Genomic DNA, 25,170 nt, shown 5'->3' with positions numbered 1-25,170 from the left:
CAACTTAATAAATTTTATGCAACAGTATACAATAGTAAGCGCATTCTAGATACTAGTAGTTCATAAATTATTTGATATGAGGTAATTTTAAACCTAACTTATAAACTCCAAAGTACCGCTCGATTGCATTGGCTTTTAACTCAACATTCTTTAAATTTTCTAAACCATTCTCTTGATCGGGATACATGATCAAACAATCTATAAGTTCACCAGCAACTTTACCTAAATCTTTATAAACTTTTTGTAAGCGTGCATAGCCACTAACTTGACGAATATCTTCATCGTTACTACCATCTATATAGACCATTTTATACTTAGCATCTATTACCATTTTATACTCAAGAGAATTCAATAAAAAATCGAGCTCATTTCCAAAGTGTTTATATTGAAATTGTACTTGATGATGAAATCGGTCTTTCAATAAGCCCAGGGCATACAATTCAAATAATTTACTCATATCAATCCAAAAAGGGGGCGTTTTAATTGTAGTCTTTTCTGTATTAGAAATATTATAGCCAAATCTTTTTAAAATTAGTTTCGCTAATCGAATTGCAGGTTCATATTCTTGATAAAATGCATTTGTTTTAGTATGCTTAATTTCCTTTAAATCAATTTGACCTGAAACCTCGTGAAAAGCTGGGTTTATATAATTAAATATGTCCTGTAGATCTTTATTGTTCGTGAAATTTGAATAATTAGGTAAATATCTTTTCACGAAAGTTAATGCTTTTTTCAACAGACGATTTTCTTTGTTGTTTAAACCAAATTCATCATAGCTGCAATACGTGTAAAGCTTTTTGTTTTGTTGCAGATTGAGTTTAATCGATTTTCCCACAAGAATTTTTCCTTTTACTTTACTTTGAAGATTTTGCTCTACATTATAGTAGGACTTCTTTAACCCTTTTCGAACAATAGTTTTGATTAAGCTTAAAAATTCTGCAATCAAAAAAGGTGTTAGCAAATCTTGTTTTTGTTGAATTTCAATAGTAGGTAGATCCCATTTTACCTCAAATAGTTCGTTTATTTCCTTTGCTACATCGGTATGACGAAGAGAAGAAAAAAGCATTTTAATAAAATCCACTTCTTTGTTTGACTTATTTACTTTTGGACCTACATGCAATGCTAGTTGATTTGTTTCAATCCAATCAACACCGATGAAATATCCTATTTTAACATTATAGGAATTAAGCTCTGTTTGAGATTTTTGAATAGAAAAACATGGTATACTAGCATCTCTACCTCTATGACTTTTAATGAAAAGAGGCTCAAAAAAATCTTTAGTTAGCACAAGTTTATCATCTACGAATGATTTCTGGTCATGCTCTTTATAGGTTAGTAAATTAACACTCAAAACCAGCTATTTTTTCAATTTCATCTTTTGCTGTTTCAAGTAGCAATCCATCTTTTACATATTCATTCAAGATTGGAATTATTTCATACTTTAATCGCATTTCGAGTTCTACTTTTTGTTCTTGCGGTGTTGCTTGTTTCAAAATGAAATAACTATGTCCAAGTTGTACTTCTTTATGATCAAAATCTGAAGCTAGAAAAACCGAATTGACATTTAAACCGTTTTTTACTTGAACAAAAAGATTCGCTACACAATTAAATAATTCTTTACCTTTTTCTGAATTGATAACTTCTGCGTTTGGAAAAACATCCACAAATGCAAAACGTCTTTTTATTGCATAATCGATATGACCGACACTTCTATCTGCTGTGTTCATTGTTCCTATTATAAATAAATTATCCGGTATCGTTATGGAGTTATCACCATCAATATCATACATACTCTGCACAGGTTCATTACGATACTCTAAAGCGTAAATTAACTCTCCTAAAACAGAGGGAAGATTCGCCCTATTGATTTCATCTATAATTAAAACATAATTTTCTTTTGATCCAGCGGCTATTTTAGCAAATTCTGCGATAATTTTGTTTTTAGCTTTGTAGAAGACTTCCCCATCTTTATTTATCTCAGAAACAATACCTCTAACAAAATCTTCGTATGTATAGGAAGGATGGAATTGAATAAGTTTATATCGTTCTGGAATATCACCTCCTAAAAGTTTAAAAGTCAGTTTTTTTGCTGAATATGTTTTTCCAGTTCCTGGAGGACCTTGAAGAATAACTTGTTTTTTATATTTAATAAGATCTATAATTGCATTCATCTTGTTATATTCTTTACTATTTTGAAATTCTCCTGAGAGGATGTTTTTTACTAAATCAAAAAATGTTTTGTCCTTCAATTCAATAATGGTATTTTGAATAATTGAAGACGAGCCTACATGTTCCAAGATACCAGGAATATTTATTCCCTGCTCATTTACATCCTCCCAAGGTTGTAAATTTAGTCTTTGACCCCATTCACCTTCAAAACCATTGTCCATTGTCAAGTCCTCATAAATACATTTTGCATCTGTAAAAGTTACAATTTCGCCATCATCATTTTTTATTTTTTTATTAATTACATCCCCCAGAGTGGTCTCTATAGTGCTTTGCATTTCAGTTTCAATAAAGGTTGAATGCCCAAAAAAACTGTTATTGTTATAAAGAAGCACTTTATCACCAGGCTTTATTTTTTTAGCTGTATTAAGTGTTTGTGTTACTGTTCCTTGTCTTTGAACACTATATTGAAAATACATTACAAAACTATCATTTTCTAAATCATAGCTTATTTTTTCTTGCTCATACCCATTTACTACCCAATACTTTGTGTCTTGGTTTTCAACTACGTATTTGCACATACAAGAATCGTAAAGATCTTTAATGGTTATATTTAAAGGTTTTGCAATATTATTAGTTGCTTTTAAAATAGAAAGTGTCTTATCTTTTTGAGATTGTCCTTTTCCAATAAATGCAGTATTGTCTTTAAAACGACTTATAATGTTCTCTCCACAGTTTTTTATTGGATGTAGTTTGAGAAGTCCGTTATCAAATTGCATTTGAATATCATATGAATCAAGATTTATGGTTTCTCCAGGTAGAAAAGTCTTTATATTTCTAAAGTTCTGCGGATTTGTAAATGTTTGAGAATCTAGTAAATCTGTTTCTGAAAATAATGGTTCTACCTCCAATTCAAAAAAAGCTTTCCTTTCCCCTCCCGTTGACCTTGTCGATTTTACAATTAAATCGATTGTTAACTTAAAAAATTTAAAAGCAATTAAGTCTTTTGTTTTTAGGCCTGTATCACGACTAATAATTTCGAAATCGAGTCTAGCATTTTCGCTATCAACCATTTGCCCCCATTGAAGGGCCTTCCATAATTGAATGCGATTACCTCCAATGACAAATGCATAATCCCCAACGTTAATGCCATTAAACCATGTACTATTTTTAGGAGCCTGGTAGTAACCATCTTCTATTTGTTTTAAATCGTATTTATCAGATATTTTACCAAAGAATATTTTCATTTTCACACTTTTATTTTTTTAATTATTCCACCTCAATCATTGCGTTCATCAAATTGGCATAGAATTAATCCAAAGGATCTTTATTTTAAGCTTTGAGTTTGCTCATTATTTATTAGGAGCATCCCAGAGTTTTTTTCCTATTTTTTTACCTATTGCTGAATGATGATATATTGTAGCGCTTGTATTTATTTTGATTTTTGTTGAATGGCTAAAGTATCTAATATTTTATCAATAAAAATGTGGTAATCCGTAAAAGCAAATTAAAACTACAAGGATTTTCGAGGGAAAATGTAGATATTACTGTAGATTATTCTATTAAGTCTCTCTTATTTAAGGTATAATGCGAATTGAAATTGGCACGTTTTTTAAAACTTTTGGCTTGTTTTGGGTAACAATTATAATAAAAAACACTTCTAAATTTGTTAATTATTCTTCTGGTAATAAAATTTATCACTGGCAGACAATAATTTAAAATTTTAGGTCATGAAACTATCAGGTCGTATAAAAAGGATTGTAATAGGATGTATTTGTTTACTCTACGCCTTGCTATTTGTTTATGCTTCGGTGAGCAAGATTATGGATTTTGAAAGATTTCAGGTACAGCTTTCTCAGTCTCCTATCTTAAGTGCTTTTGCAGCTTGGATCTCCTGGGCTGTTATTGGTATTGAACTTCTTATCGCTGCACTGGTTCTTTATAGTAGAACAAGAACTATTGCTCTGTTTGCCGCACTGAGCTTGATGAGTATGTTTACAGCCTATATTTTTATTATACTTCATTTTAGCTCTTTTGTACCCTGTTCCTGTGGAGGAATTTTAGAGAAAATGACATGGGAGTCACATTTAATCTTTAATCTTTTTTTTGTACTTCTGTCTATTATTGCATTAGTACTGCAAAATCAGATTTACCAACAAGGAGTTAGGAAAATAAAGATGCAATTATATCTTGGACTTGTTTTCTTTTTAATATTAATAAGCATATTATTTATGATCATTGTGTATTTGTTCTCAGAGCAGATTATTCACCATAATAATCCATTTATAAGACGCTATCCGAAAAGTGCTGTCATATTACAAGGCACTATTGATGTGAAGTTTAATTCCTATTATTTCGCAGGTAATAGTAACCGAACTATTTATCTGGGAAACTATACAGATCCTCTGCATCTGCTATCGATCGACGAAACAGGAAGTAAAAAGACACTAAAACTTCATTTCGATCATAGAGAACTTTCATTTCGATCTATTAGAATTTTAATCAGAGATAATAATATTTATTTATTAGATGGAACCGTGCCTTGTATTTTTAGAGGTAATTTACAAAAAAGGGAAATCAATACTGAATTAAAAGGTATGCCAACCTTTACCGTAGCTCAGCCAATGGATAGCGCTACAATAGCCTTTCGCAATAATACAGGTAAAAACAAAACTACAGTACTTGGAATTTTTTACGCAGGGAATCTACCACATGTGCGATTTGCCCCGCATCTTCTTAAGAGACAGATTGATGGTATTTTTGATAGTGATGGTATGCTTATTTATAATGAAGAAATGAAACTCTTTGTGTATAATTATTTTTATCGTAATGAGTTTATTGCAGCCGATAGAAATGGTAGTCTGAAAATAACAGGGCATACTATAGATACTATAAGACACGCAAAGATAAAGGTCGCTTATCTGAAAAACAATACAGAGAGACAAATGGGAGCGCCTCCTTTAAAAGTCAATACGCTGACTACTACCAAAAACAACCTTCTTTTTGTGAATTCTAAAGTTCCAGGCAGGTATGATGATCTTAAACATTGGAGCCGATGTTCTGTGATTGATGTTTACAATCTAAAAAAAAATAGTTATGTAATGAGCTTTGTTATTTATCATAACCCGGATTTAAAGGTTCAAGATCTTTTTGTTACAGATACACACTTTTATGTAATTGCTGGTGGTGATCTGATGATTTACGATCTTGGAGATTTATTGAGAGATGAAATGAAAATTGCATTAGAGAAAATGAATGGTGCATAAAAATATACCGGCCGGTATCAGGAAAAAGATTGAAAACCTGTAGAAAAGAGTAGATCAAGTTTAATTTAAATTTATTATTATGAAAACTATATTTTTTAAAAAAATGATGCCCTTTACATTTGTGTTATTTATTGGGACAGCTGGAGCATTTCTAACCACTTCGATGCAGAAATCCAGCAATGCGGCGCCTAAAGACGGTTATGTAACTGACCAAAATAATAAGCCGTGTAATCAGCGAGTATCTTGCAGTACCAATTTTAATAGCCAACTTTGCCGAATAAGTTATCCTTCAGGGGAACAAGCTAAGGGTAAAGTGAACAACAATTGTGATGAGACTCTTTATCGTCCTAGTAATTAAACTTTCGAATAACTGAAAGTTGCAAAGCAGTTCCTAAGGGACTGCTTTGTTATTTACTGCCCTACATTGTTCCTTTTTCAATCCAGTCTGCATGTTTTTCATCCTTTAGATAGTAAGCAAACCACTGAGAGATTCTCTGTGTTAGGTCTGTTTGACTTTGTGGGTCTAAAATGGTATGGGCTTCCTGGGGATAAAGGAGCATTACATTTTTTTTACCAAGTATTCTAAGGGCGAGATAAAATTCGACGCTCTGGTGCCAGTCCACATGATTGTCTTTTTTTCCGGCATATGATAATAGGGGTGTTGTAACTTTAGGGGCATGAACTATTGGAGAGTTACGGTCATAGATATCAGGTATTTCATAAGGTGGACGTTCCATTTTTAATTGTCCGCTTTGAAAATAATTCATTGTGGGACGTCCAGTATCCCAGTTAATGGTGTAATAATAAGAGCTGATATCTGTTATGGCTGCCCCTGCTACTGCGGCTGCGTAAAGACTGGTGTGGGTAATAATATAACAAGTCTCAAATCCTCCGAAGGAATGGCCAATAATACCAATTTTATCAGGATAGACAAGGCCTCTGGCAATGATTTCTTTTGTGGCCGCCACAGTGCAGTCTAATGCAGAAGGACCCTCATTTTGTTTTTCGGAAACAATATCAGGACAAAGCACAAAATAGCCTTGGTTGGTGAGCACTGTGGGATTGTAGCCTGCTTCGTTTTCCAATGTTGGGTTAATGTACTTATAACGCTCTGAAGACTGTTTCTCGTACACATTTACAATCATTGGGTATTTTTTTTTAGGATCATAATTTACGGGATAGTATAATAGGGCCTGTAATTTACTGCCTTTCAAATTCTGGTAGGCAATAAGAGTACTCTGTCCCCAGTTGTATTGCGCCTGGTGTGGATTGCTTTGGAAAAAGACGTGCGATGTTTTTCCCTTTTGAAGCACAATCCTTGGAGAGATATTGAACTGTTCTTCACGATATATAAAACTTTTTTGGTCCTGTGAGACAAATAGTTCAGAAGTATAGGCTTCTTTGTATACTATCGGCTTCTCACCTATGGCTGCTTCCCATTTGAAATAACCTGCTTTCCCATCATCCCCCTTTGCCTCGAGCAAAAGACCTTTGTCGGCATTAAAGGTTCTGTGGGTCCATCCCTCATAATTGGAAAGGTCGTCCGAGAGAGGAGATTCAAAAATACGAAAATGTATTTTTTTCTCCCGGCCATGGGTTATTCGCCTGTAGCTATTGCCATCAGGGGTGATAATCCAGATATCATAAGTATCATAAAGCAGAATCTGTTTGTCGTAAGGCGTCCAGCCTGCAACTCTAAAATATGAATCCTGATGTAAATCACGCAGGCTATCAGGCAATGATGCGCGCAGTGACTGGGTAATGTTTAGATGAGTTTTTGATTTGAGATCGTAAATCCAGCAATCATTTTGTTTTGAGTAAGTGATATACTTTCCCCCTGGTGAGCTTCCCGGCATGGGCTCTGTGGGGGTTATGGCTTTATTTTGAAGCAAAACCTCTTTTTTACCTGTGTTTAAATCCAGGATGTAAAAATCTCGAGGACCGCTGTACTCCAGTTGAGGCTCATAAGACTGTGGATTAGAGAGAACTGCGTATTGCTGCTCACCGGCAAGCATTACACCGGGGAGAGCCTGGTTGGAAATCTGCGCCAACTCCTCTTTAAAGGGAGTCCAGACTGCCAGGTAGGTTTTTTTATTAAAGTCGCCCATCCTTTGTTGCATGGGATAAATCAATTTGTCATTGCCGTTCCAGAGTTCTACTTCAGGTCCGAAGTTAGACTTTTTGAACGAAGGATCGGGATCTGTTTTTTTGAGCAGTCCAAAAAACACTCTTTTCAGGTCCTGGCTAATGTTAAGAGGATATTGCCCAAGACTATCCAGTAGGTGCCCGGGTGGAAACCCGATCTGTTTTTCAGGATCCATACAGAAAAGCGCCTTACTTTTTGTTATGTAATAAAAAAGAGAATTTTTATTTGATCCGGAAGCCTCAGAGCCAATAAAACACAGGGCTCTGGCTGTTTTCTCCCAGGTAAGCATTTTAAAAGAATATGAACTTTTTCTTAAGATCCAATGGGGAGTAATGGGATTGGTCAGCTCGATGATGCCAAGCGAATAAGAGCCGTTCTCCATAGTTGTAAAAACTACTTTTCTCGAGCATGGGCTGATTTTAAATTGCTCTGCCCTTGCAATTCTCTGAATAATAACACCGTCTTTGTTTAGTATCAAGAGGGTCTTTCTCGCAGGAGAATTCTGTTTTGTAAGCACGATTAATTGGCCGAAGGAAATCGAGCAGGCATAACTCAGAACATGCTCTATAGTCTGCTTTGCTCCAGTGTGAAGATTCACTAGATGAAGGGCTGCATTTTTTTGGTAGAGAAAATTAGTGTTTGCTAAAAAATCGGGATTTGTCCCCGAAGGGAAAAAGTATTCTTTTTTATTTGATGTAGAGCGTAGAAAGAGCGTGTCTATACCGTTTTTATAGTGCATGGAAAAACTGCTCCAGCGTGTATCTGGAGTTGCTTTATGTAACTGTAGTTCTCCCAGGGAGTTAAAATCTTTGAAATCAAGTTGTTTTTTTTGCACCACCTGCCCCTTTAAAGGGCAGGTCACTAATGGCAAAATAAAAATAAAAAGTAAAGCTAAAACGACAGCCAAAGAAAGCGGGAGATGAATTTCTTTTTGGTTTATAGGTTTCATAGGTGGAGTTTTAAGGTTAATAACCATCGTTCTGGGGAAGCAATTTTGGATTTAACTCCAGTTCGCTTTGTGGAATGGGGAAAAAGATATCATGGGGATCCCATCCGGGTTTTACAGCTGATAGAACTTGATTTATGCGTCCGGACCGTTTAAGGTCGAAGAAACGGTGGCCGTATTCGGTAAAGAATTCCCATCTTCTCTCATCCTGGATAGCATCGAGGAGCGCCTGCTTGTCAAGGTTTTCTTTACTGTCAAGGCCAGCTCTTCTGCGCACATGGTTGAGGTCTTCTTCTGCGGCGTTTAAATCGCCCTTTTGCGCTCTTGCTTCTGCGCGAATTAGATACTGTTCGGCCAGACGCATCACGATAGGATATTCCATTGAGACAGGTGTTGTGTTGCTTATTTTATACTTGAAAGGGTAATACCATATCAAATCCCCGTTGGAAATCCCCTGGATCCAGTTCTTTTTTCGTAGATCATTTGCCGCAAAGGACTCCATAAGGCTATTGGAGAGCGATGTAGTGAGAGGAGGGGTACTAGAGAGAATAAAAGTAATAGCCTCATCGGTATTTTGACTTGGCGTGGCGGGTTGTAGTTGCCAGATGGTTTCTCTGGAATCTTTCAAAAAGGCGTTCTGGATACTCTCCAGAGTATAAAGCCCTATATCATTTATAACCACAGAAGCGCTACTGTTGGCCTTGGTCCATGATTGTGAGTAAAGATAAACTCTTGCCAGTAAACTATACACGGCAGATTTCCCGGGACGTACCCGCTCGTTATTGCTTTGAGGTGAAGATAAAAGTAGCGCAGCCTGTTGCAGATCAAGCTCAATGTGCTGGTAAATATCACTTTGGGACAGTTTAGAGACAACAGCATTGACTTTGTAGTCTGTTGTGGTGATATAGGGAATATCGCCATAGAGATTAACAAGATAAAAATGCAGCAAAGCCCGGATAAAAAGCGCCTCGCCTTCAAGTTGCTCTTTATTGGCAGAAGTTAGGCTCAGGGATGATTTGCTACCTTCCAGTATGGCATTGGCTGCATATATCTGGACGTAAGCTGCTCTCCAGTATTCTGTTATTGCGCTATTAGAAGGCAGTAGTGCATTACTGTAAAAACTCTCGGTAGTACTCAGTGGAGTTCCATACCAGGTCAGCTCATCGCTATAACAGGCTAGTTGATTGGATACCCCATAGCTCATACCACTTAGAATTCCGGTATCTCTTATGCTGGCATAAATATCGCTTAGGGCGGCATCGGCAGTATGGTAATTCTCAAAAACTGTTTTTGTTGTCAACTGTGACTTTGGAAGATCTACCTCTACAAAGGAGTCGCAGCAGTAGAGTAAAAAAGACAGTAAAAGTGGGGGGATAAGTATTGTATAGCGGCCTGAGATTATAATAGGGTTTATGGCTTTCATAATTTTATAGTTTAAAAGGTTAATTGGATCCCTGCAGTGATTATCTTTAAAGGAGGCAGGAATCCCGAACTTACAAACTCGGGATCTCCGTACTTGTATGGCGTGAAGGTGAGAAGATTCTGTCCTTGGAGTATAATTGTGCACTGCGTCCCTGTAACAGGCAAGGGAAGAGCATAGGAAAAGGAAATGTTTTTGAGTCGCACAAAAGAGGCATCCCCGATAGAGGCTGAACTCTCACTGTAGCGTGAACCGGCATCAACGGCTTGTGAATTATAACCTGTGGTGTAGATTTGATAAGGGCCCGTATCACCTGGCTGTTGCCAGCTGTATTGCATTTGCTGGGGTTGGTTGTACATTGCACCTGCGGATGATAAAGGATAATTATAATTTTTTTGTTTTACAAACTGCAGTAAAAAATCAAGTTTACATCCCTTGTAGCTCAAAGAATTCTGAAATCCCCCGAAATACTTCGGATTGAGGTCAGCTACAATCTGTTTGTCTTCAGGTGAGGAAATCTTATCATCGTTATTGAAATCGCGGAACTGGTAAAGTCCGGTTTGTGAATCAAGACCTGTATAATCATATAACAGTACAATATTCAGGGGTTTATCAATGCGGTATCTTTGGCTGTAGGTAGAGCCTTCCAGACCAGGAAAGCTAAGAAGTTTGTTTCGAGCCAGGCTCAGGTTAAGGTTGGAGGTCCACTTTAATTGGCCCGAGCTAAGATTGATAGTGCGTAGCGTGAATTCGAGTCCGGAATTCTCCACTGTTGCCCTTAGATTGGATTCAACGGACGGGAATCCCGCAGTGGCCGGCATGGGTATCCCCACAAGCTGATTAGAGGAAACATTGCGGTACCAGGCGGCAGTGAGGAAAATGCGATCAGAAAAGAATCCAGTTTCCAGGGCGAGTTCCAGTTTTTTATTGGTTTCCCATGCAAAATCAGGATTAAATAAGCCGGTAGGTTGCAATCCTGCTGTACCGCCATATAAGGCTCCTGAGATACTATAGGTATCCAAAAATTTGTAATCTCCGATCTGGTCACTTCCCGTTGTACCATAACTTAGGCGAAGTTTTCCAAAGGACAGCCATGGGCTATCCAGCAGGAAGGCTTCTTTGGAAAACAGCCAGGCAGCGCCCACTGCTCCAAAGGCTGCAAATTGGTTTCCGGGGCCAAAACGGCTTGAGCCGTCTCGTCTGGCCGTTAGGTTGAGAATATAGCGCTGTTTCCAGTTATAGTTAATCCGGCCGAAAAAAGCCTGGTATTTGTAAAGCGTTTCATTATCACTCAGTACGCGTACTGTGGAGGCAGAGGCTAAATTATAAATAAGGCTGTTAGAGGGAAAACCGCTTGCTGTCTGCACGAGTTGTCCGGTAGACTGGTTTTGAAATGTTGCGCCAGCCAAGAGGGAGAGTTTTCCTGTCCCGGTCTCTATTTCCCAACTGAGCTGGGGTTCTGCAATCCAGGAGTTCCTGTTTGTTGTATTGACCGAGAGACTCGAGTATGAGCTGTCGTAGTTAAATGCTGGATTGTATATGGTAGAGGGGGAGGTACGGGTTTCGAGATACCCCAGATCACTGTATCCAAAACTGCTTTTAATCCAGAGACCTTCAAGAAGCTCATAGGAAAGCAAAGTACTGGCCAGCAAATCATGGCTTTTCGATTCGAATTTGGCCGATAGGTTTCGAAGTGGGTTTTGCCAGGTGTTGTTTGCCCAATTCAGACTCCCGTCAATGTTGTACAGGGATGGAGCATTAGGGGCAAGGCCTCTGGAGAGACTTGTGAGATCAGAAGAAGGTTGATCGTTGTCCTGCAAGGTGTAGCCTGCGGAGAACTGTATCTTAAATTTTTTATTTTCAGACTCGTGGTTCACACTTGATTGGAAACCTGCTTTTTTATACAGAAATTCACCAGGGAAAACAGTAGTTTCAGTATGGTAATTTCCACTGAGAAGAAAAGTGGTGGAAGGTGATCCGCCTGATATGGTAGCCTGCAGGTCAGTAAAGGCAGAAGTGCCTCCAAAAAATTCCTTCTGCCAGTCGGTATAGCGTGTCTGGTCCCAGGTTCCGTTAATATCGTAGGCTGATTTTGGATAGGTAGCAATTCCATCATTATCATACGCACGGCGGCGCATGGCCAGATACTGTTCTGTATCCATGAATTTGGCAAATCTTGTTACCTTGCCTGCGCCGCTTGAAGCGTTCAAGGTGAATTTGGTTTTACCGCTTTTGCCTTTTTTTGTAGTAATCAGCACAACACCGTTAGCTCCCCTGGAGCCATAAATGGAAGTAGCATCAGCATCTTTTAAAACCTCTATACTTTCTATTTGGTCAGGATTGATTCCGTTCAGAGGGCTGGCCAGATTTGGAAACAGTGTGGAGACCTGTCCATGTCCAATGGGATCAGAAGAGTAAGGAATACCGTCAATTATATAGAGTGGCGCATTTCCTTCATCTCGCAGACTATTCTGTCCACGAATCTTGATTTCGAAGCCTCCTCCCGGCACCCCAGTGGTCTGGGTGATATTCACCCCGGCCATTCTTCCCTGCATGGTGGCCAGTACATTAGTGACGGGCTGGGTTTCGATATCCTTGGAGGTGATCCGGGAAATGCTGCCAGTACGCTCGCTTTCCTTGGTGGAATAATACCCAGCATTCACTCGGACTTCCTGAAGGGTAGTGGTGTCAAAACTAAGTTTTATATTCACTATTGTTCTTCCATTAATTGGAATCACAGCTGTTTTAAAACCTATAAAAGAAACAACTAGTGTATCGTTTGCAGAGGCCAAAAGGGAATATTGGCCAGCAAAATCAGATATGGTTGATAATTTAAGTTTGCTTTTAACAGCAATTGTAACTCCTGGCAAAGGACTTGTACCGTCGGTGATGGTGCCTTGAATTTGATGTTGTTGGAAGAAAGAAAGACTATGCCGTTCTATGGGATTTGCGGATACAGGAGGAAAAGACAAGATTAAACCCAGAAAAATTAGGCAATAAAAAGCTTTTACCTCCTTGTAAAATGAAAAATTATTCATAATATTGGAATGGTTAGTTGAAACGTCAGTTAGATTAGCTACGGTCCTCTATGTTAGTTTGGCGACAAGATAGAGGGCCATTTTTATGTATTAAGTAAATTGCTTAATGGTCATAATGAATTTGTTTTTATTTCTACATGAATAAAGGCGTTAAAAGTTAAACTTTTATTGTCCTGCGAAACCATGCAAATAAAGAAATAAAGCGCTAAGAATTTAAGAAGAGTTTTTACCTTTAATATAGAGGCGTGGGTTGTTCTCGACTTACGTAGCATTAAAGGTACTGGAACGACCCGCGCGCATGTAAGTGAGCCCACGCCAATATACAACTATATGACGTGAGCATTTACACTTATCATCTTGCGCGCTCAAAAAATTCCAGTTTTTTAATGCAAGGTTCAAAGCGAATGCTTCAAATATTTTATGTGAAGAATCGCAAAATTACATTTTTAGATGTAATTATTGTGACAAATATAACAAAATACTTTATTCGATACAAATTTGTATCGAATAAAGTGATCTTTTTTCTCAAATTTTACTTTATGAGAAAATCGAGAGAAACAGAAGTATATATAATTAATATCCAAATTGGATGTATTCTCCGTTTAGCTAGATTAAGCCAAAAATTATCTCAACATACTCTTGCTGGAAAATTAGAATATAATTCAACTATGATTGGTAGAATTGAGCGCTTTGAAAGCATAAGCGGATGGGATAAAATATTAACACTTAGTGAATACTTGAATATCAATTATTGTGAGCTTTTTGTTTTGAAAAATAGAGCAACACTATTAACAATTGTTGATAATTCCTTTAAGTTGGAAGAAAAGCTAACACAAGAAAAAATAGATTATTATAGCTTTCTAAAAAAAACAATTAATAACAAGTTTGATTTACTCGAAAAAGAAAGACTACAGGGTAAATAAAAAAAGATGCTTGGCATCTTTTTTTATTTACGCAAATTTAGCCGACATCTTATTTTAAATGGATGTGTTAGAGTTTAATAAGGAATAAAAATATAAAAATTACTTTATTAGATAATAATGAAATCATTTAAAAAGAACATTATTAGTTATCTTTGACTGAGAATTTTTAACATAAACTTCTTTTTTTTTAAAGTAATTACAAAAGAGAATCAAATAGAAGATAGTTTAATCAAAAAAATAAAAGATCTTAAATATGTTTACCGCAATGATATACGTGATAAGACTAGTTTGAAACTTAATTTTCGTGAAAAATTTGAGTCTCTTAATCGGGTGCGATTAACGGATGCTGAATTTTATCGCTTAAGAGATGAAATTGCCAGTGCAGATGTTTTTACAGCTTCTAAAATCCTTCGTGAAAGAAATACTTTTCAACGTGAAGATGGTACACCATTACAATATAGATTAGTTAATATCAAGGACTTGTGTAAAAATGAGTATAATTTGAATATATCCCATTATGTAAGTACAGCCGTTGCCAACGAAAAAATCGACTTATTAAAAGTGAATAAAAAATTAGACGATTTGAGCAAAGAACTAAAAATAGCTACCGCAAATCATAATAAGTTTCTTAAGGAATTGGGATTACTACCTATATAATTATCTATGTAATGAAATCAGAAGTTAATGAATATTTAGATTTACTTAGTGGAGGTTAATTAGAAGATTCATGATAAATGGTAAACAATTACTTTTTGTATATGTTAGTACTTTAGAATTATCAACCATAATGATTGAGGAAAATTTTAAAGTTAATATATCGGTTTGTCAGTTTTTACTGATTTTTTACTGAAAAATTAAATAAATTTAACGAGTATAGTTCGATTCATCTATATGGAGGAGATAATTATTTTATTCCTAACAAGGATAAGTTAAGTGAAAATCGTAGTATAGTTGAATAAGAGACCAAAGAAATGAATCGATTGGCAAAAGAAAGTTTTTTTGAGCTTGAAAAATTAATGAAGTATGCAAAAAAAAAAATGAATATCTATGATCTGTTGTATAAAGTACTAATTAAACCTAAGAGGTTATTTAAAATTCTATGAATCTTCCAATTTCCCAGCATCTTCAAATAGATAAATTATCATCCGTATTTTCAAGTACGTCTGCCACTTATAAATTTTATTGGTTTCTAGCGATTCTCGAATTAGTAGAAAAAGATATCTTTTATATTGAGAAAAGAAAAATATTCTCGAGGATGATTAGTAATTCATGGTATACCGTTAATTATTTTCAAGTATCTTTTGGTAAACAAGATCTTATTCAAGATGCAGTGAAAGCCATTATGAAGATTGAAAATCTTAAGATAAATGAAAATAAAAACATCATAAATTCTGTTTTAGAAAATACCCAGAAGATCGAAACTGTCAAAATATTAAATCATTTTAATAAAAATGTTCCGCATTGGTTTATTTCATCTTGGTTTTCAGGGGGGCGTAATGATACAGTGCCCCATTCTCAAAATTTTGAGCATGGGGCACTGTATCATTTGCAAAAAAGATTATATAGAAATTAATCCTATATGGATAACTTATTTACAGTCGAATTCAAAAATATTAAAAGACTTTTGTTATTGGAATTTGTCGCTTTTCCTTTAAAAAAGAAATCCAAATGTTCCAGACATTTCAAATAAAATATTTAAGACTGTTACAAGAAATTCATTGATTAAACAAACAAACGAATATTGGAAATTTGTGTTTAATGAATTGGGGACAGTAGATTGTATTTTTACGATGCAGAAAGTAATATTCTTTATTTTAATAGGGTTCTCAACTTTAGTGGTACAATTATGGTACATTTTAAAGCAAACTATCGTAAAATAAAACAAAGTATCCTTATTGAGATAACAAAACTCATGGGAGTTGTTTAATACAAACTTAATACAAATTTTGAATATACAAAGTGTTGGAAGACTATGATTTACAAATATTATTGCTGATTGTGCTTTAGGAATGTTTATAACTAAAAAGGTCAAAAAAACTAAGTGTTAAATTTAGAATTTTGACCTTTTTTCAATATCATTTTTCATTTCTGTATAGGTTTTTAACCGCCCCGATTTAATCCACTTCATTAACTTATGCCTGTAAAAATAAATACGTTTCCCTTTCTTATTAACTGGGATTTCCTTCCTACATACTTTACTATAGATTGTGGCTACTGACAGATTTAGAAGTTTTGATGCTTGTTCAACATTCAAAAGCTCATTTTTATTTTCTTCTGTAATAGATATTCTCAAAATAAGCTTTTCCAAGTGCTCTAGTTTATCATGAAGTTTGTTCATCATGATAGGTATTTGATCAAAAGTAAATGGTTTCATGGTATTGGTATTAAATCTCATGTAAAACTATGCACTGACCATATACAAGAATGATGCTGTCGTTAAAAGGAATGCTTTGGCTTTTTTTTTCTAAAGTCCAGGACTTTTAAAAGTTTGTACTTTGGTTTGGATGTCCTGTTGGGATCGGCCTAAAAAACTATTTGATTAATGATTTTGCAATGCAAAATAGAATCGGATAAATTGTATTTTATTTAAAGTGTAGAAAGGATAGCAATTAAGTTTTATGTCATTATGATTTCTAATATATACTATGATTTGAGATTCTATCGTTTATTAAGTTTTTAAACAGGACACTATGAAAACGATTAGCTTTACCTGTCAAGAATTATATGATTTGGTTTGGAAAAAAAATATGGGGCAGATCAACTCCTTATATGGTCTCTCCAGTTATGGTATTCGACAGGCTTGTACCACACTTAAAGTTCCACTGCCTCATACGAGTTATTGGATACAGCTCAAACATGGCTATAGCTGGGTTGCAAAACTCTCAGAGCCTTATGAGGGACCTGAATCAGTGGAGATTCTTAAAAAGAAGTACGAAACGAACATACCTTTGCCTATTGCTTCACCGATAGTTTTGCTAACCAAAGAAATTGAAAAGGATTCTAATGCGCCGCTGAAGGTCCCCGACAAGCTAAGTAAACCTCACAGGCTAATAACGATTACCAAAGACAGTTGGGATAAGCTTAGAAAAAACAGAAACTACAAAGACCGGGATCCTGATGTGTTTTTTTTAAATGTGGACGATGCGAATATGTCAAGAGGATTACGCTTTATGGATACACTGATAAAATTGCTTCAATATCGAGGATATGATTTTATTAAGAACCGGTATGGAGATACAGTGGCAGTGGTGGATGGAATTGAAATCGAGGTATATCTTAGGGAAGCCACCAAACGCATACCAGCCAAAGATCGGTACAGTAGTTCTGAGTTGGTTCGGACAGGCGCTTTTATTTTTCAGGTGGGAAAATATTCCGATCAGAAGGAGTGGAAAGACGGAGCGACTGTATTGGAAGAACTGCTGGCGAGAATTGTGGCTAAGCTGGAGCTCATTGCCAAGAAGAAAAAACAATGGGAGGAGGATTGTCGCATTCGCAAGATTGAGCGTGAAAAACAAGAAGCCATTGAAAGGGCTATTGTCGAGCGAAAACAAAAAGAAATTAAGGACTTTAAGGCGCTGCTTCAAGGAGCTGAACGATTTGATGAAGTGACAAAACTCCGAAATTACGTCAACGCAGTTCAAGAAAGTGCAGATCCTTTAGATGAGCAGCTCCATCAATGGATCAGCTGGGCCAGAGCGAAGATCAACTGGATGGATCCGTTGGTGACTAGCTCTGATGAAATTTTTACTCAGGAGGATCTTGAGCACTATAGAAAATGGTAAGTAGTGCTTACAACACGAAAATTAAGGTAAACTATTCTAGTAATTTCCCCTCACTTTCTTTTTTATTGATATACTTCAGTGCTTCTTTTTTAATATCATCATTTGTTTTTATCCTATTAGAAAATATCCATTCGTCTATTTCATGTTTTTTAAAATAGAGCTTTCTACCGCTTTTATAATGTGGAATATCGTTTAAGGAAGTCATTTTATAAATGGACGATCTACTCATTTTTATATACGTTGAAAGATCTTTGATATTCATTGGATGGTTTGCTGCAACAATTGGCTCAACTGTATTAAGTTTTGCAATAGCTTTTTCAATTCCATTTAGTTTTTCTAAAATAAGTTCAAAAGGATTTTCCATTTTTTATATAAAAATAGAAAAATAGAAAAATAAAAGAGGTAGCAGGGAAACTGGGTATAGCCAATAGGATGTTGTTTAGCTTTTTTAACAAAAAAACACACAACTGTTATTAAAGTTGTCATTCTCCTTATATTTTATATAACCTAATTGATTTGTGACCAATTTTGAAATCAGATACATTGCAATGATGATAATCATAAGTCTAATAGTCCATATCACTATTTTCAATTTAGTTTGACATTTCTGTTCCAAAAGCTTCATTTATATCGCTATCGGCGTATTTATCAGGATAATTGATAAAAGTAGGAGGGTGCTGGGTTACAACAATAGTTGGATTACTTGTTTTAGTTCGGAATGCTTCTTCCAAAAACAATCTACTTTCCAGATGTAGTTGATTATGATCTTCAACAGTTAGTCTTTTTTTATTTTTTAGAATTAGTCTAAAATCTGAAAGGTTTTGTTCAATGATTAATTTTTTTTAAACGGAAATGAATGTATGAGACTATGCGGTTGAGAATTCTACTCTTAGTCCATTAATGTTTTTTACAGTATTATTAAGTAAAGTTACATTGTTTCTGATTTTTTCCTCAAAAGCGTCACTTCTTTTGGAAATATCAGAATTTTAATAATCGTGATTGTCAGGAATCCAATTTATTTTGACCTCTTTACGGTTTTCCTCATTTCTTTTCCCATTGAATTTCCGTATTATTGTATTAAAATTATAATAAATGCTAATTAATTATTTCGATAATGCTAGTACAACAAAACTAGATTCAAGAGTTTTTGAAGCTATGTTACCTTATTTTAATGAAATATACGGTAACGCATCTAGTAGTCATGATTTCGGTAAAAGAGCAAAAGAGGCATTGGAATATTCTAGAAAACAAGTATCCAAATTAATTAATGCTAATGATAACGAAATAATCTTTACCTCGGGTGCTACAGAGTCCATAAATTTTGCTTTAAAAGGTTTTGTTGAAGCTAATTATGAAAAAGGAAATCATATAATCACTGTTAAAACAGAGCATAAAGCAGTGCTTTCAACTTGCGAATATTTAGAAAGTAAAGGTATTGAAGTAACTTATTTAGAGGTTGATAGCAATGGATTAATCTCAATTGATGATTTAAAAAAAGCTATAAGAACTGATACACTTCTAATTTGTGTGATGTTTGTTAATAATGAAACAGGAGTAATACAACCGATTAATGAAATTGGATTGATTGCTACTGAAAACAATATTGCTCTTTTCTGTGATGCTACTCAAGCAGTTGGTAAAATTAAGGTTGACATTGAAAAAGATAATATTGATTTATTATGTTTTAGTGGGCATAAAATTAATGGACCTAAGGGTATTGGTATATTATTCAAAAAGAGAAATATTGAATTAACTCCATTAATTCATGGTGGAGGACAAGAAAACGGTTTAAGAGCAGGTACTTATAACACCCCTTTAATTGTAGGCTTAGGAAAAGCTTGTGAAATTGCAATTCAAGAATTTAATACCAGTAATGAGGTTATTATTAAAAATAGTAGCTATTTAGTTCAAGAGTTAAAAAAAATAAAAGGCTCTATCATTATTGGAAATAAAGATTTTAGAGTTTCAAATATTGTTGATGTTATTATTCCGGGATTAAATTCGGATATATTTATATCTAGAGAAACGGATTTTGCACTAAGTAATGGTTCCGCATGCACATCGCAAATAATTGAAAGTTCACATGTTATAAAAGCAATGGGATTTACTGATTCTGAATGCCAACAGACTATTAGAATTTCTTTAAATAAAGAAATAACAGAATCGCAAATAAATAAACTAGTTAATGCTATTAAAGCTGAAATAAAAAATATTTAGTATGTTAAAAGATATTGCTTGGGTAGAAGATTGGCATTATGATACTGGTAGCGAAGACGAACCATTACAGTTTTATTTGGATGCTTTATGTAATAGTACAAGTTTCGACTTATTACTAGGTTATTTTAGTTCTTCTGCCATAAATGTTTTGTCTTTAGGTTTTGCAAATTTTATTTATAAAGGAGGTAAAATGAGAGCTGTTATCAATAATGTACTTTCTGAACAAGATAAAAATGCAATTGAAAAAGGTCAGGATAAGGAAAATTTTTCCACCATATATAATTTTAATAATATTAAAGAATTAGAATCGTCATTAGATCAATATGGTAGACACTTTTTTGAATGTTTTGCTTGGTTGATAGCAAATGATAGGATAGAAATTAAAATTATTAAACCGAAAAACAGAAGAGGTATATCACATTACAAATCAGGCGTTTTTAGTGATGGGGAAAATTCAATAGGTTTTACTTCAACATGCAATTTTAGTTACTTTGGCTTTATTGAAAACTTAGAACGTTTAGATTGTACTTTATCTTGGGAAAATGAAAGGTATTTAAACAAAATAAAAAAACAAGAAATAGATTTTGAAATTTTTTTTTCAGAAGAATCGGATCTTGTTGATTATCTTGAAATTAAAGATGTGATGGTTGCATTGAAAGATGAATTTGGTGATAAAAATATTCAGGAACTATTAATTCAAGAAAAAGATTTATTAGAAAAGCGTAATGAAATATTTCAAAAATCTAAAATTCAAAAATCTATAAAAAATGCAATAGAACATATTAATCAGTTTATAGAAATAGAAAAACAACCTAGATTTCCTTACAAAGAAGGACCAAGATCTTATCAAAAAGAGGCTTATGATAGTTGGTTTAAAAATAATAAGAAAGGTTTGTTTGCAATGGCTACAGGAACAGGTAAAACATTAACTGCTTTGAATTGTTTGTTAAACGAGTACCAAAATGAAACATCTTACAAAGCAATTATTTTAGTCCCTACTTTAGAGTTAGTAGAGCAGTGGAAAGAGGAATGTAAACAATTTAACTATACAAATATAATTACGGTTAGTAGTAAAGAGAAATGGAAAGACAAACTGTCATTTTACAATACACTTTCCAAGCTTAATGATCCATCATTTATTGTAATCGCAACATACGCTTCTTTTGTTAAAGATAAATTTCAGAGCTTTTTTAAAGACTTGCCAAAACAAACCGTTTTCATCGCAGATGAAGTCCATAATATTGGCGCTCCAAATATTTCGAAATTACTACCTAAAATTCATTTAGAAAAACGAATTGGATTATCTGCTACACCAAACAGGGTTTATGATGATACAGGAAATGCTTTAATAGATTCTTTTTTTAACGATAAAGATCCATACACATACAATTTTAGTATGCAAAAAGCAATTGAAGAAGGATATTTATGTAAATATTATTATTACCCTCATGTTGTATCACTTACCGAAGATGAGTTTGAAAAGTACAGGGAAATTTCAAAAAAACTTGCTCAGTTTATAGACTCGGTAACAAAATCATTTAAAAAATGCAAGGAGGTGGAAATTCTTCTTTTAAAACGAAAGAGAATAATTCATAAAGCGGAAAATAAACTTCCTAAGTTTAAAAGTATAATAAACGAGGAATTCCAAAAAAGAGGTAATCTTAAATATACTTTAATATATACACCAGAAGGAGTACTTGAAAATAATGATGTCATTATGGAGGATAACTATATCGAAAATGAAGAAGATATTTTTCTAATTGACCAATACACTAAAGCTATTACAGATATCGATTTTTCAATAACGGCTAGAAAATTTACTTCGAAAACAGAAAACAGAAAAAGTGTTATAAAACAATTTTCAGAAAGTGATCTGCACGTTTTAACATCGATGAAATGTCTAGATGAAGGAGTTGATGTACCTCGAGCTGAATTGGCTATTTTTTGTGCTAGCACAGGAAATCCTAGACAATTTATACAGCGAAGAGGTAGAGTTTTACGAAAGTCTAAAGGGAAACAATTTGCCTATATCCATGATTTAGTAGTGATTCCAAAATTTAATATGGATAAAAATGACGAAACATTTAATATTGAAAGGTCCTTTATTCTAAATGAAATGAAAAGAGTTGAAAACTTTTTTTCACTGGCAATTAATAAAGCTGAAGTATATGAAAAGCTCTCTGAAATCTGCATGCACTATAACATTAGCCTCTACGACATAAATAATGAAAATTAAAAACTTATAAAATGAACAAAAATAAAATTTTCAAAAAATTTATAAGTCATGAACTTATAAAAGATAAATATCAACTAGAAGAAAGGGATATACCTAATAATATAACAAGAGCATTAGTGTCAGAAATCCCAATCGTAAAAACTATAGCCATATTAGTTGATGAGTTGGAAAATAACCAAGGAATTAATGATATAACCCTGTATAACAAAATTAGTATTTACCTAAATCAAAATGTTTAGCGATGAGAATTAAACAAATAGTATTAACCAATTATCAAAGCTATTATGGAAAGAATATCTTTGATTTTGTAGAAGGAGTGAACATCATACATGGAGCAAATGGACATGGTAAAACCAAATTTTTTGAAGCAATTGAATGGATCTTTAATGATTTTGATACTAATTTAGAAGGACTGATAAGTCAAAAAGCTTTACATAATGAAATTAAAGAAGGCATAGAAGTTACTGTCTCTATAAGGATGACTGTAAGTCAAGGCAATGAGACCAAAACCATTGAAAAATCATTTATAGCTAAAAAAATTAATGAAAGTATAAATATCACTAAGCCTAGTTTAATTGGAATTAGAGAAGAATTAACAGGCGAAAGATATCAAGTAGATGTTCCAAAAGAGTTGAGAAGTGAAATATTTGATGAGCGTATTAGGAGATATAGTATGTTTAAAGGAGAAACAGATTTAAAAGTATTTGAAAGCAAAGATGCACTTTCTACACTTATAGAAATGTTTTCTGATGCTACCTACTTAAAAAACTACATACCTAAAGCTGAATATTTCGTAGGACGTGCAGAAAATGCAGTAACTGCGGCAGGGCGAAAAAACTTAAGAGAAGAAAGACAATATGCTATTTTAAGTGAGGAAATTATAAACCTTAGAAAAGACATATCCGACAAGGAAAAAGAAAAGCATCAACATGAGATAAATATTGAGAAAATAAATTCTTCAATACTAAAATATGAGAATATAATTGATAATGCCGAAGCATATCAAACACTTTCTGAGAGAATTAGGATAAAAGAAGAAGAAATAAGTAAATTACAAGTTCGCGTTCGAGAATGTGAAAACTACACACAAGATTTATTTGATAAAAGCTGGATTTTAACAAATTACAAATCCGTATTTGAAGAATTTAAAACTAAAATTGCTAATGTATCTAAAACTAAAAGAAAGTTAGAAAATGAGTTTCAGCAAAAAATAGGTGAAAAGAAAGCTGTAGAAAATCTAAAAAATGGAATTATACCACTACCTATAGGTGCACCTACTAGATCTCACATGGAAGAAATGATAGAAGCTGAACTATGTAAAGTTTGTAATAGAGAAGCAGCTAAAGGATCAGAAGCTTATGAATTTATGAATAGAAGACTTGAGGAATATATTGAAGCTGTAGAAAAAGATATGGTCGAAAAAAAGCAACTTTTCAAAAACAATTATATTAATTCTCTTATCAAAATATCAGACTCCAATGATGAAAATATTTCTAATCTCATAAAGATGGAGTCTAAAATATCTGATAATTTTGAATTTGTAGAAAGTAGAAAAACAGATATTAATAAAAAAATAGATGAGAGAGAAAAAGAAGAAGCTGAAAGAGCAAAAGTAATTGGTGGTTCAAAAATAGATGTAGGAAGTGCTGCTACAATATTGAGAGATTTTAAAGGCCTAAATACTAGTATAAAAGACGAGCAAGCAAGCCTGAGAAGTTTAACTAATATTATAAAATCTAAAAAAGATAAGTTAACTGAGTTCCAAGATGAAAAAAACAAAATAGATTTAGTAAATGTTGCTGGTTACTTAATGAAAACTCAAGAACTTTTAAATGATATTTTAACAATCACTGTTGAAACTACAGAAAAAGAATTTAACAATTTAGTAATAGATCTCGAAAAACAAGCTAATGAAATTTTCCAATCTACTAATGAAGGATCTTATACGGGGAAATTAAAATTATACAAATCAAAAACAGGAAATCAGAATCAAGTTGAGTTTAAAGTTTTAGACAACTTTAATAATCCCTTTGCTCTAAATGGTGCTCAAGAGGTACTTGCTCATACTTCTTTACTCTTAGCTATTTCAAAAATGGTAAAGAATGAAGCTAACGAAAGTTATCCTCTAATTTTGGACGCCCCACTTTCTACCTTTGATAGCAACAAATATCCAGCATTCTTTAATTCCTTTAGAGAAAACACAGATCAATGTATAATTCTTGTCAAAGACTTTATTAAAGAAGATGAAAATAAAAAAATAAGCATTGACAGTCGTTTTTATCAAGATGATATTTTAAAAGATAAGTCCTTTTGGGTTAAGCTTGACGAAAACTCGATCGTAAATCAAATTGAAACTACTAACTCTGTTGTAATAGAATTATAAATTATGGACAAATTATTCGACGAGTGGAAAAAATCCACACCCAAATATGATAAAAATCTAGAACATCTTTTTAAGTCATTAACTAGAAAAGGAGGAGGAGCGGAAACGGATAGAGAAGATAAAGGGAAAATTTTTAGTAATAATTATGAATTGTACATCTACGCATTTTTCTTAGGATTATACAGTAACAAATATGAAGAATTACCAGAATCTGCAGAATTGATTGATTTTAGTCATGCTATACAGAATTGGGGAAGCACAAAGAGTGCTTTAAGAAGTGACTTCACAAACATACAAGAGTATCTTTTTATGGCTGTAATTGCAAAAACGGAAGGCATTGAAGATGATTTAATAGAGCTAGACAAAGGAAAAAAAACAGTTGAAGCCATTAAGAAAAGTTTGCATATTACCATGCAAAATTATACAAATGGAGGCTTAATTCTTTTAGAGAAAAAAATACAAGAAGAAAATTTAGATATCACTGTGGCAACAAGTATGCTTAATCTTATCTTAAGTTGTAAACAGTTGATAAGTAGTTAGATATTCCGACGAAAGTACCCCACGATTCCGCGACAATGGTCGCCACTTATTCCGACGCAAAGTACGCCAGTCAAATCGTCCTTTATCATCACTTAGTAAAGATGATA

Annotated in this window: 19 protein-coding genes; 11 read left to right on the top strand and 8 right to left on the bottom strand. The window is 33.9% G+C overall.

The features are described 5' to 3' along the window. Positions 1-67: 67 nt before the first annotated feature. Together NJT12_RS15815 and NJT12_RS15810 are read right to left on the bottom strand one after the other, a co-directional pair. On the bottom strand, positions 68-1,351 hold the full coding sequence (locus tag NJT12_RS15815) for a 5-methylcytosine restriction system specificity protein McrC (RefSeq protein ID WP_271336893.1): 1,284 nt from the start codon (positions 1,349-1,351) through the stop codon (positions 68-70). Next, a complete protein-coding gene (locus tag NJT12_RS15810; protein ID WP_271336892.1) occupies positions 1,341-3,413 on the bottom strand; it encodes an McrB family protein in 2,073 nt (690 codons plus the stop codon). Before NJT12_RS15810 ends, NJT12_RS15815 begins: the two co-directional genes overlap by 11 nt. Positions 3,414-3,896: 483 nt before the next feature. Here NJT12_RS15810 and NJT12_RS15805 point away from each other — a divergent pair, with 483 nt between their 5' ends. Together NJT12_RS15805 and NJT12_RS15800 are read left to right on the top strand one after the other, a co-directional pair. Beyond that, positions 3,897-5,432, top strand: a complete 1,536-nt coding sequence (locus NJT12_RS15805) for a DoxX family protein (protein ID WP_271336891.1) — start codon at positions 3,897-3,899, stop codon at positions 5,430-5,432. Between the two features lie 79 nt (positions 5,433-5,511). Next, positions 5,512-5,790, top strand: a complete 279-nt coding sequence (locus tag NJT12_RS15800; protein WP_271336890.1) for a hypothetical protein — start codon at positions 5,512-5,514, stop codon at positions 5,788-5,790. A 61-nt stretch (positions 5,791-5,851) separates the two neighbouring features. On the opposite strand, the gene NJT12_RS15795 is transcribed toward NJT12_RS15800, so the two are convergent. The 3 genes from NJT12_RS15795 to NJT12_RS15785 are packed head-to-tail and all read right to left on the bottom strand — an operon-like array spanning position 5,852 to position 12,982. Further along, positions 5,852-8,527 (bottom strand): S9 family peptidase, encoded by a 2,676-nt coding sequence (locus NJT12_RS15795; protein WP_271336889.1) that lies wholly within the window; start codon positions 8,525-8,527, stop codon positions 5,852-5,854. A 16-nt stretch (positions 8,528-8,543) separates the two neighbouring features. Next, positions 8,544-9,947, bottom strand: a complete 1,404-nt coding sequence (locus NJT12_RS15790; RefSeq protein ID WP_271336888.1) for a RagB/SusD family nutrient uptake outer membrane protein — start codon at positions 9,945-9,947, stop codon at positions 8,544-8,546. Between the two features lie 11 nt (positions 9,948-9,958). Then, a complete protein-coding gene (locus NJT12_RS15785) occupies positions 9,959-12,982 on the bottom strand; it encodes a SusC/RagA family TonB-linked outer membrane protein (protein ID WP_271336887.1) in 3,024 nt (1,007 codons plus the stop codon). Between the two features lie 539 nt (positions 12,983-13,521). Between NJT12_RS15785 and NJT12_RS15780 the strand changes: the two genes are divergently transcribed. The 3 genes from NJT12_RS15780 to NJT12_RS15770 all read left to right on the top strand — a co-directional run bounded on the left by NJT12_RS15780 (position 13,522) and on the right by NJT12_RS15770 (position 15,478). Then, complete coding sequence (locus tag NJT12_RS15780) at positions 13,522-13,905, top strand: helix-turn-helix domain-containing protein (protein WP_271336886.1); 384 nt, start codon at positions 13,522-13,524, stop codon at positions 13,903-13,905. 156 nt (positions 13,906-14,061) lie between these two features. Beyond that, positions 14,062-14,562: a type I restriction endonuclease gene (locus NJT12_RS15775; RefSeq protein ID WP_479687003.1), complete on the top strand. Its 501-nt coding sequence runs from the start codon at positions 14,062-14,064 to the stop codon at positions 14,560-14,562. A gap of 442 nt (positions 14,563-15,004) precedes the next feature. After that, a complete protein-coding gene (locus tag NJT12_RS15770; RefSeq protein ID WP_271336884.1) occupies positions 15,005-15,478 on the top strand; it encodes a hypothetical protein in 474 nt (157 codons plus the stop codon). Positions 15,479-15,955: 477 nt separating this feature from the next. Here NJT12_RS15770 and NJT12_RS15765 read toward each other — a convergent pair whose 3' ends face one another. Further along, a complete protein-coding gene (locus NJT12_RS15765; protein WP_271336882.1) occupies positions 15,956-16,279 on the bottom strand; it encodes a helix-turn-helix domain-containing protein in 324 nt (107 codons plus the stop codon). 316 nt (positions 16,280-16,595) lie between these two features. Here NJT12_RS15765 and NJT12_RS15760 point away from each other — a divergent pair, with 316 nt between their 5' ends. Beyond that, complete coding sequence (locus NJT12_RS15760) at positions 16,596-17,687, top strand: hypothetical protein (RefSeq protein WP_271336881.1); 1,092 nt, start codon at positions 16,596-16,598, stop codon at positions 17,685-17,687. A 31-nt stretch (positions 17,688-17,718) separates the two neighbouring features. Here NJT12_RS15760 and NJT12_RS15755 read toward each other — a convergent pair whose 3' ends face one another. Together NJT12_RS15755 and NJT12_RS15750 are read right to left on the bottom strand one after the other, a co-directional pair. Next, complete coding sequence (locus tag NJT12_RS15755; protein WP_271336880.1) at positions 17,719-18,051, bottom strand: helix-turn-helix domain-containing protein; 333 nt, start codon at positions 18,049-18,051, stop codon at positions 17,719-17,721. 229 nt (positions 18,052-18,280) lie between these two features. Next, complete coding sequence (locus NJT12_RS15750) at positions 18,281-18,418, bottom strand: hypothetical protein (protein ID WP_271336879.1); 138 nt, start codon at positions 18,416-18,418, stop codon at positions 18,281-18,283. Positions 18,419-18,779: 361 nt separating this feature from the next. Here NJT12_RS15750 and NJT12_RS15745 point away from each other — a divergent pair, with 361 nt between their 5' ends. From NJT12_RS15745 to NJT12_RS15725, 5 genes are read left to right on the top strand one after another with little or no spacing between them, the layout of a single operon-like run. Beyond that, positions 18,780-19,904, top strand: a complete 1,125-nt coding sequence (locus NJT12_RS15745) for a cysteine desulfurase family protein (protein ID WP_271336877.1) — start codon at positions 18,780-18,782, stop codon at positions 19,902-19,904. 1 nt (position 19,905) lies between these two features. Further along, positions 19,906-22,140: a DEAD/DEAH box helicase family protein gene (locus tag NJT12_RS15740; protein ID WP_271336876.1), complete on the top strand. Its 2,235-nt coding sequence runs from the start codon at positions 19,906-19,908 to the stop codon at positions 22,138-22,140. Positions 22,141-22,151: 11 nt separating this feature from the next. Beyond that, positions 22,152-22,379, top strand: a complete 228-nt coding sequence (locus tag NJT12_RS15735; RefSeq protein WP_271336875.1) for a hypothetical protein — start codon at positions 22,152-22,154, stop codon at positions 22,377-22,379. A gap of 2 nt (positions 22,380-22,381) precedes the next feature. Then, a complete protein-coding gene (locus NJT12_RS15730) occupies positions 22,382-24,523 on the top strand; it encodes an AAA family ATPase (protein WP_271336874.1) in 2,142 nt (713 codons plus the stop codon). 3 nt (positions 24,524-24,526) lie between these two features. Next, positions 24,527-25,063, top strand: coding sequence for a hypothetical protein (locus NJT12_RS15725; protein WP_271336873.1), 537 nt, complete (start codon positions 24,527-24,529; stop codon positions 25,061-25,063). Positions 25,064-25,170: the final 107 nt, after the last annotated feature.

Origin of the sequence: Flavobacterium azizsancarii (genome assembly GCF_027980145.1) — a bacterium.
GTDB classification, from domain to species: Bacteria; Bacteroidota; Bacteroidia; order Flavobacteriales; family Flavobacteriaceae; genus Flavobacterium; species Flavobacterium azizsancarii.
Note: the sequence above shows the minus strand (reverse complement) of the source record. Positions and strands in the feature narration are given on the sequence as shown.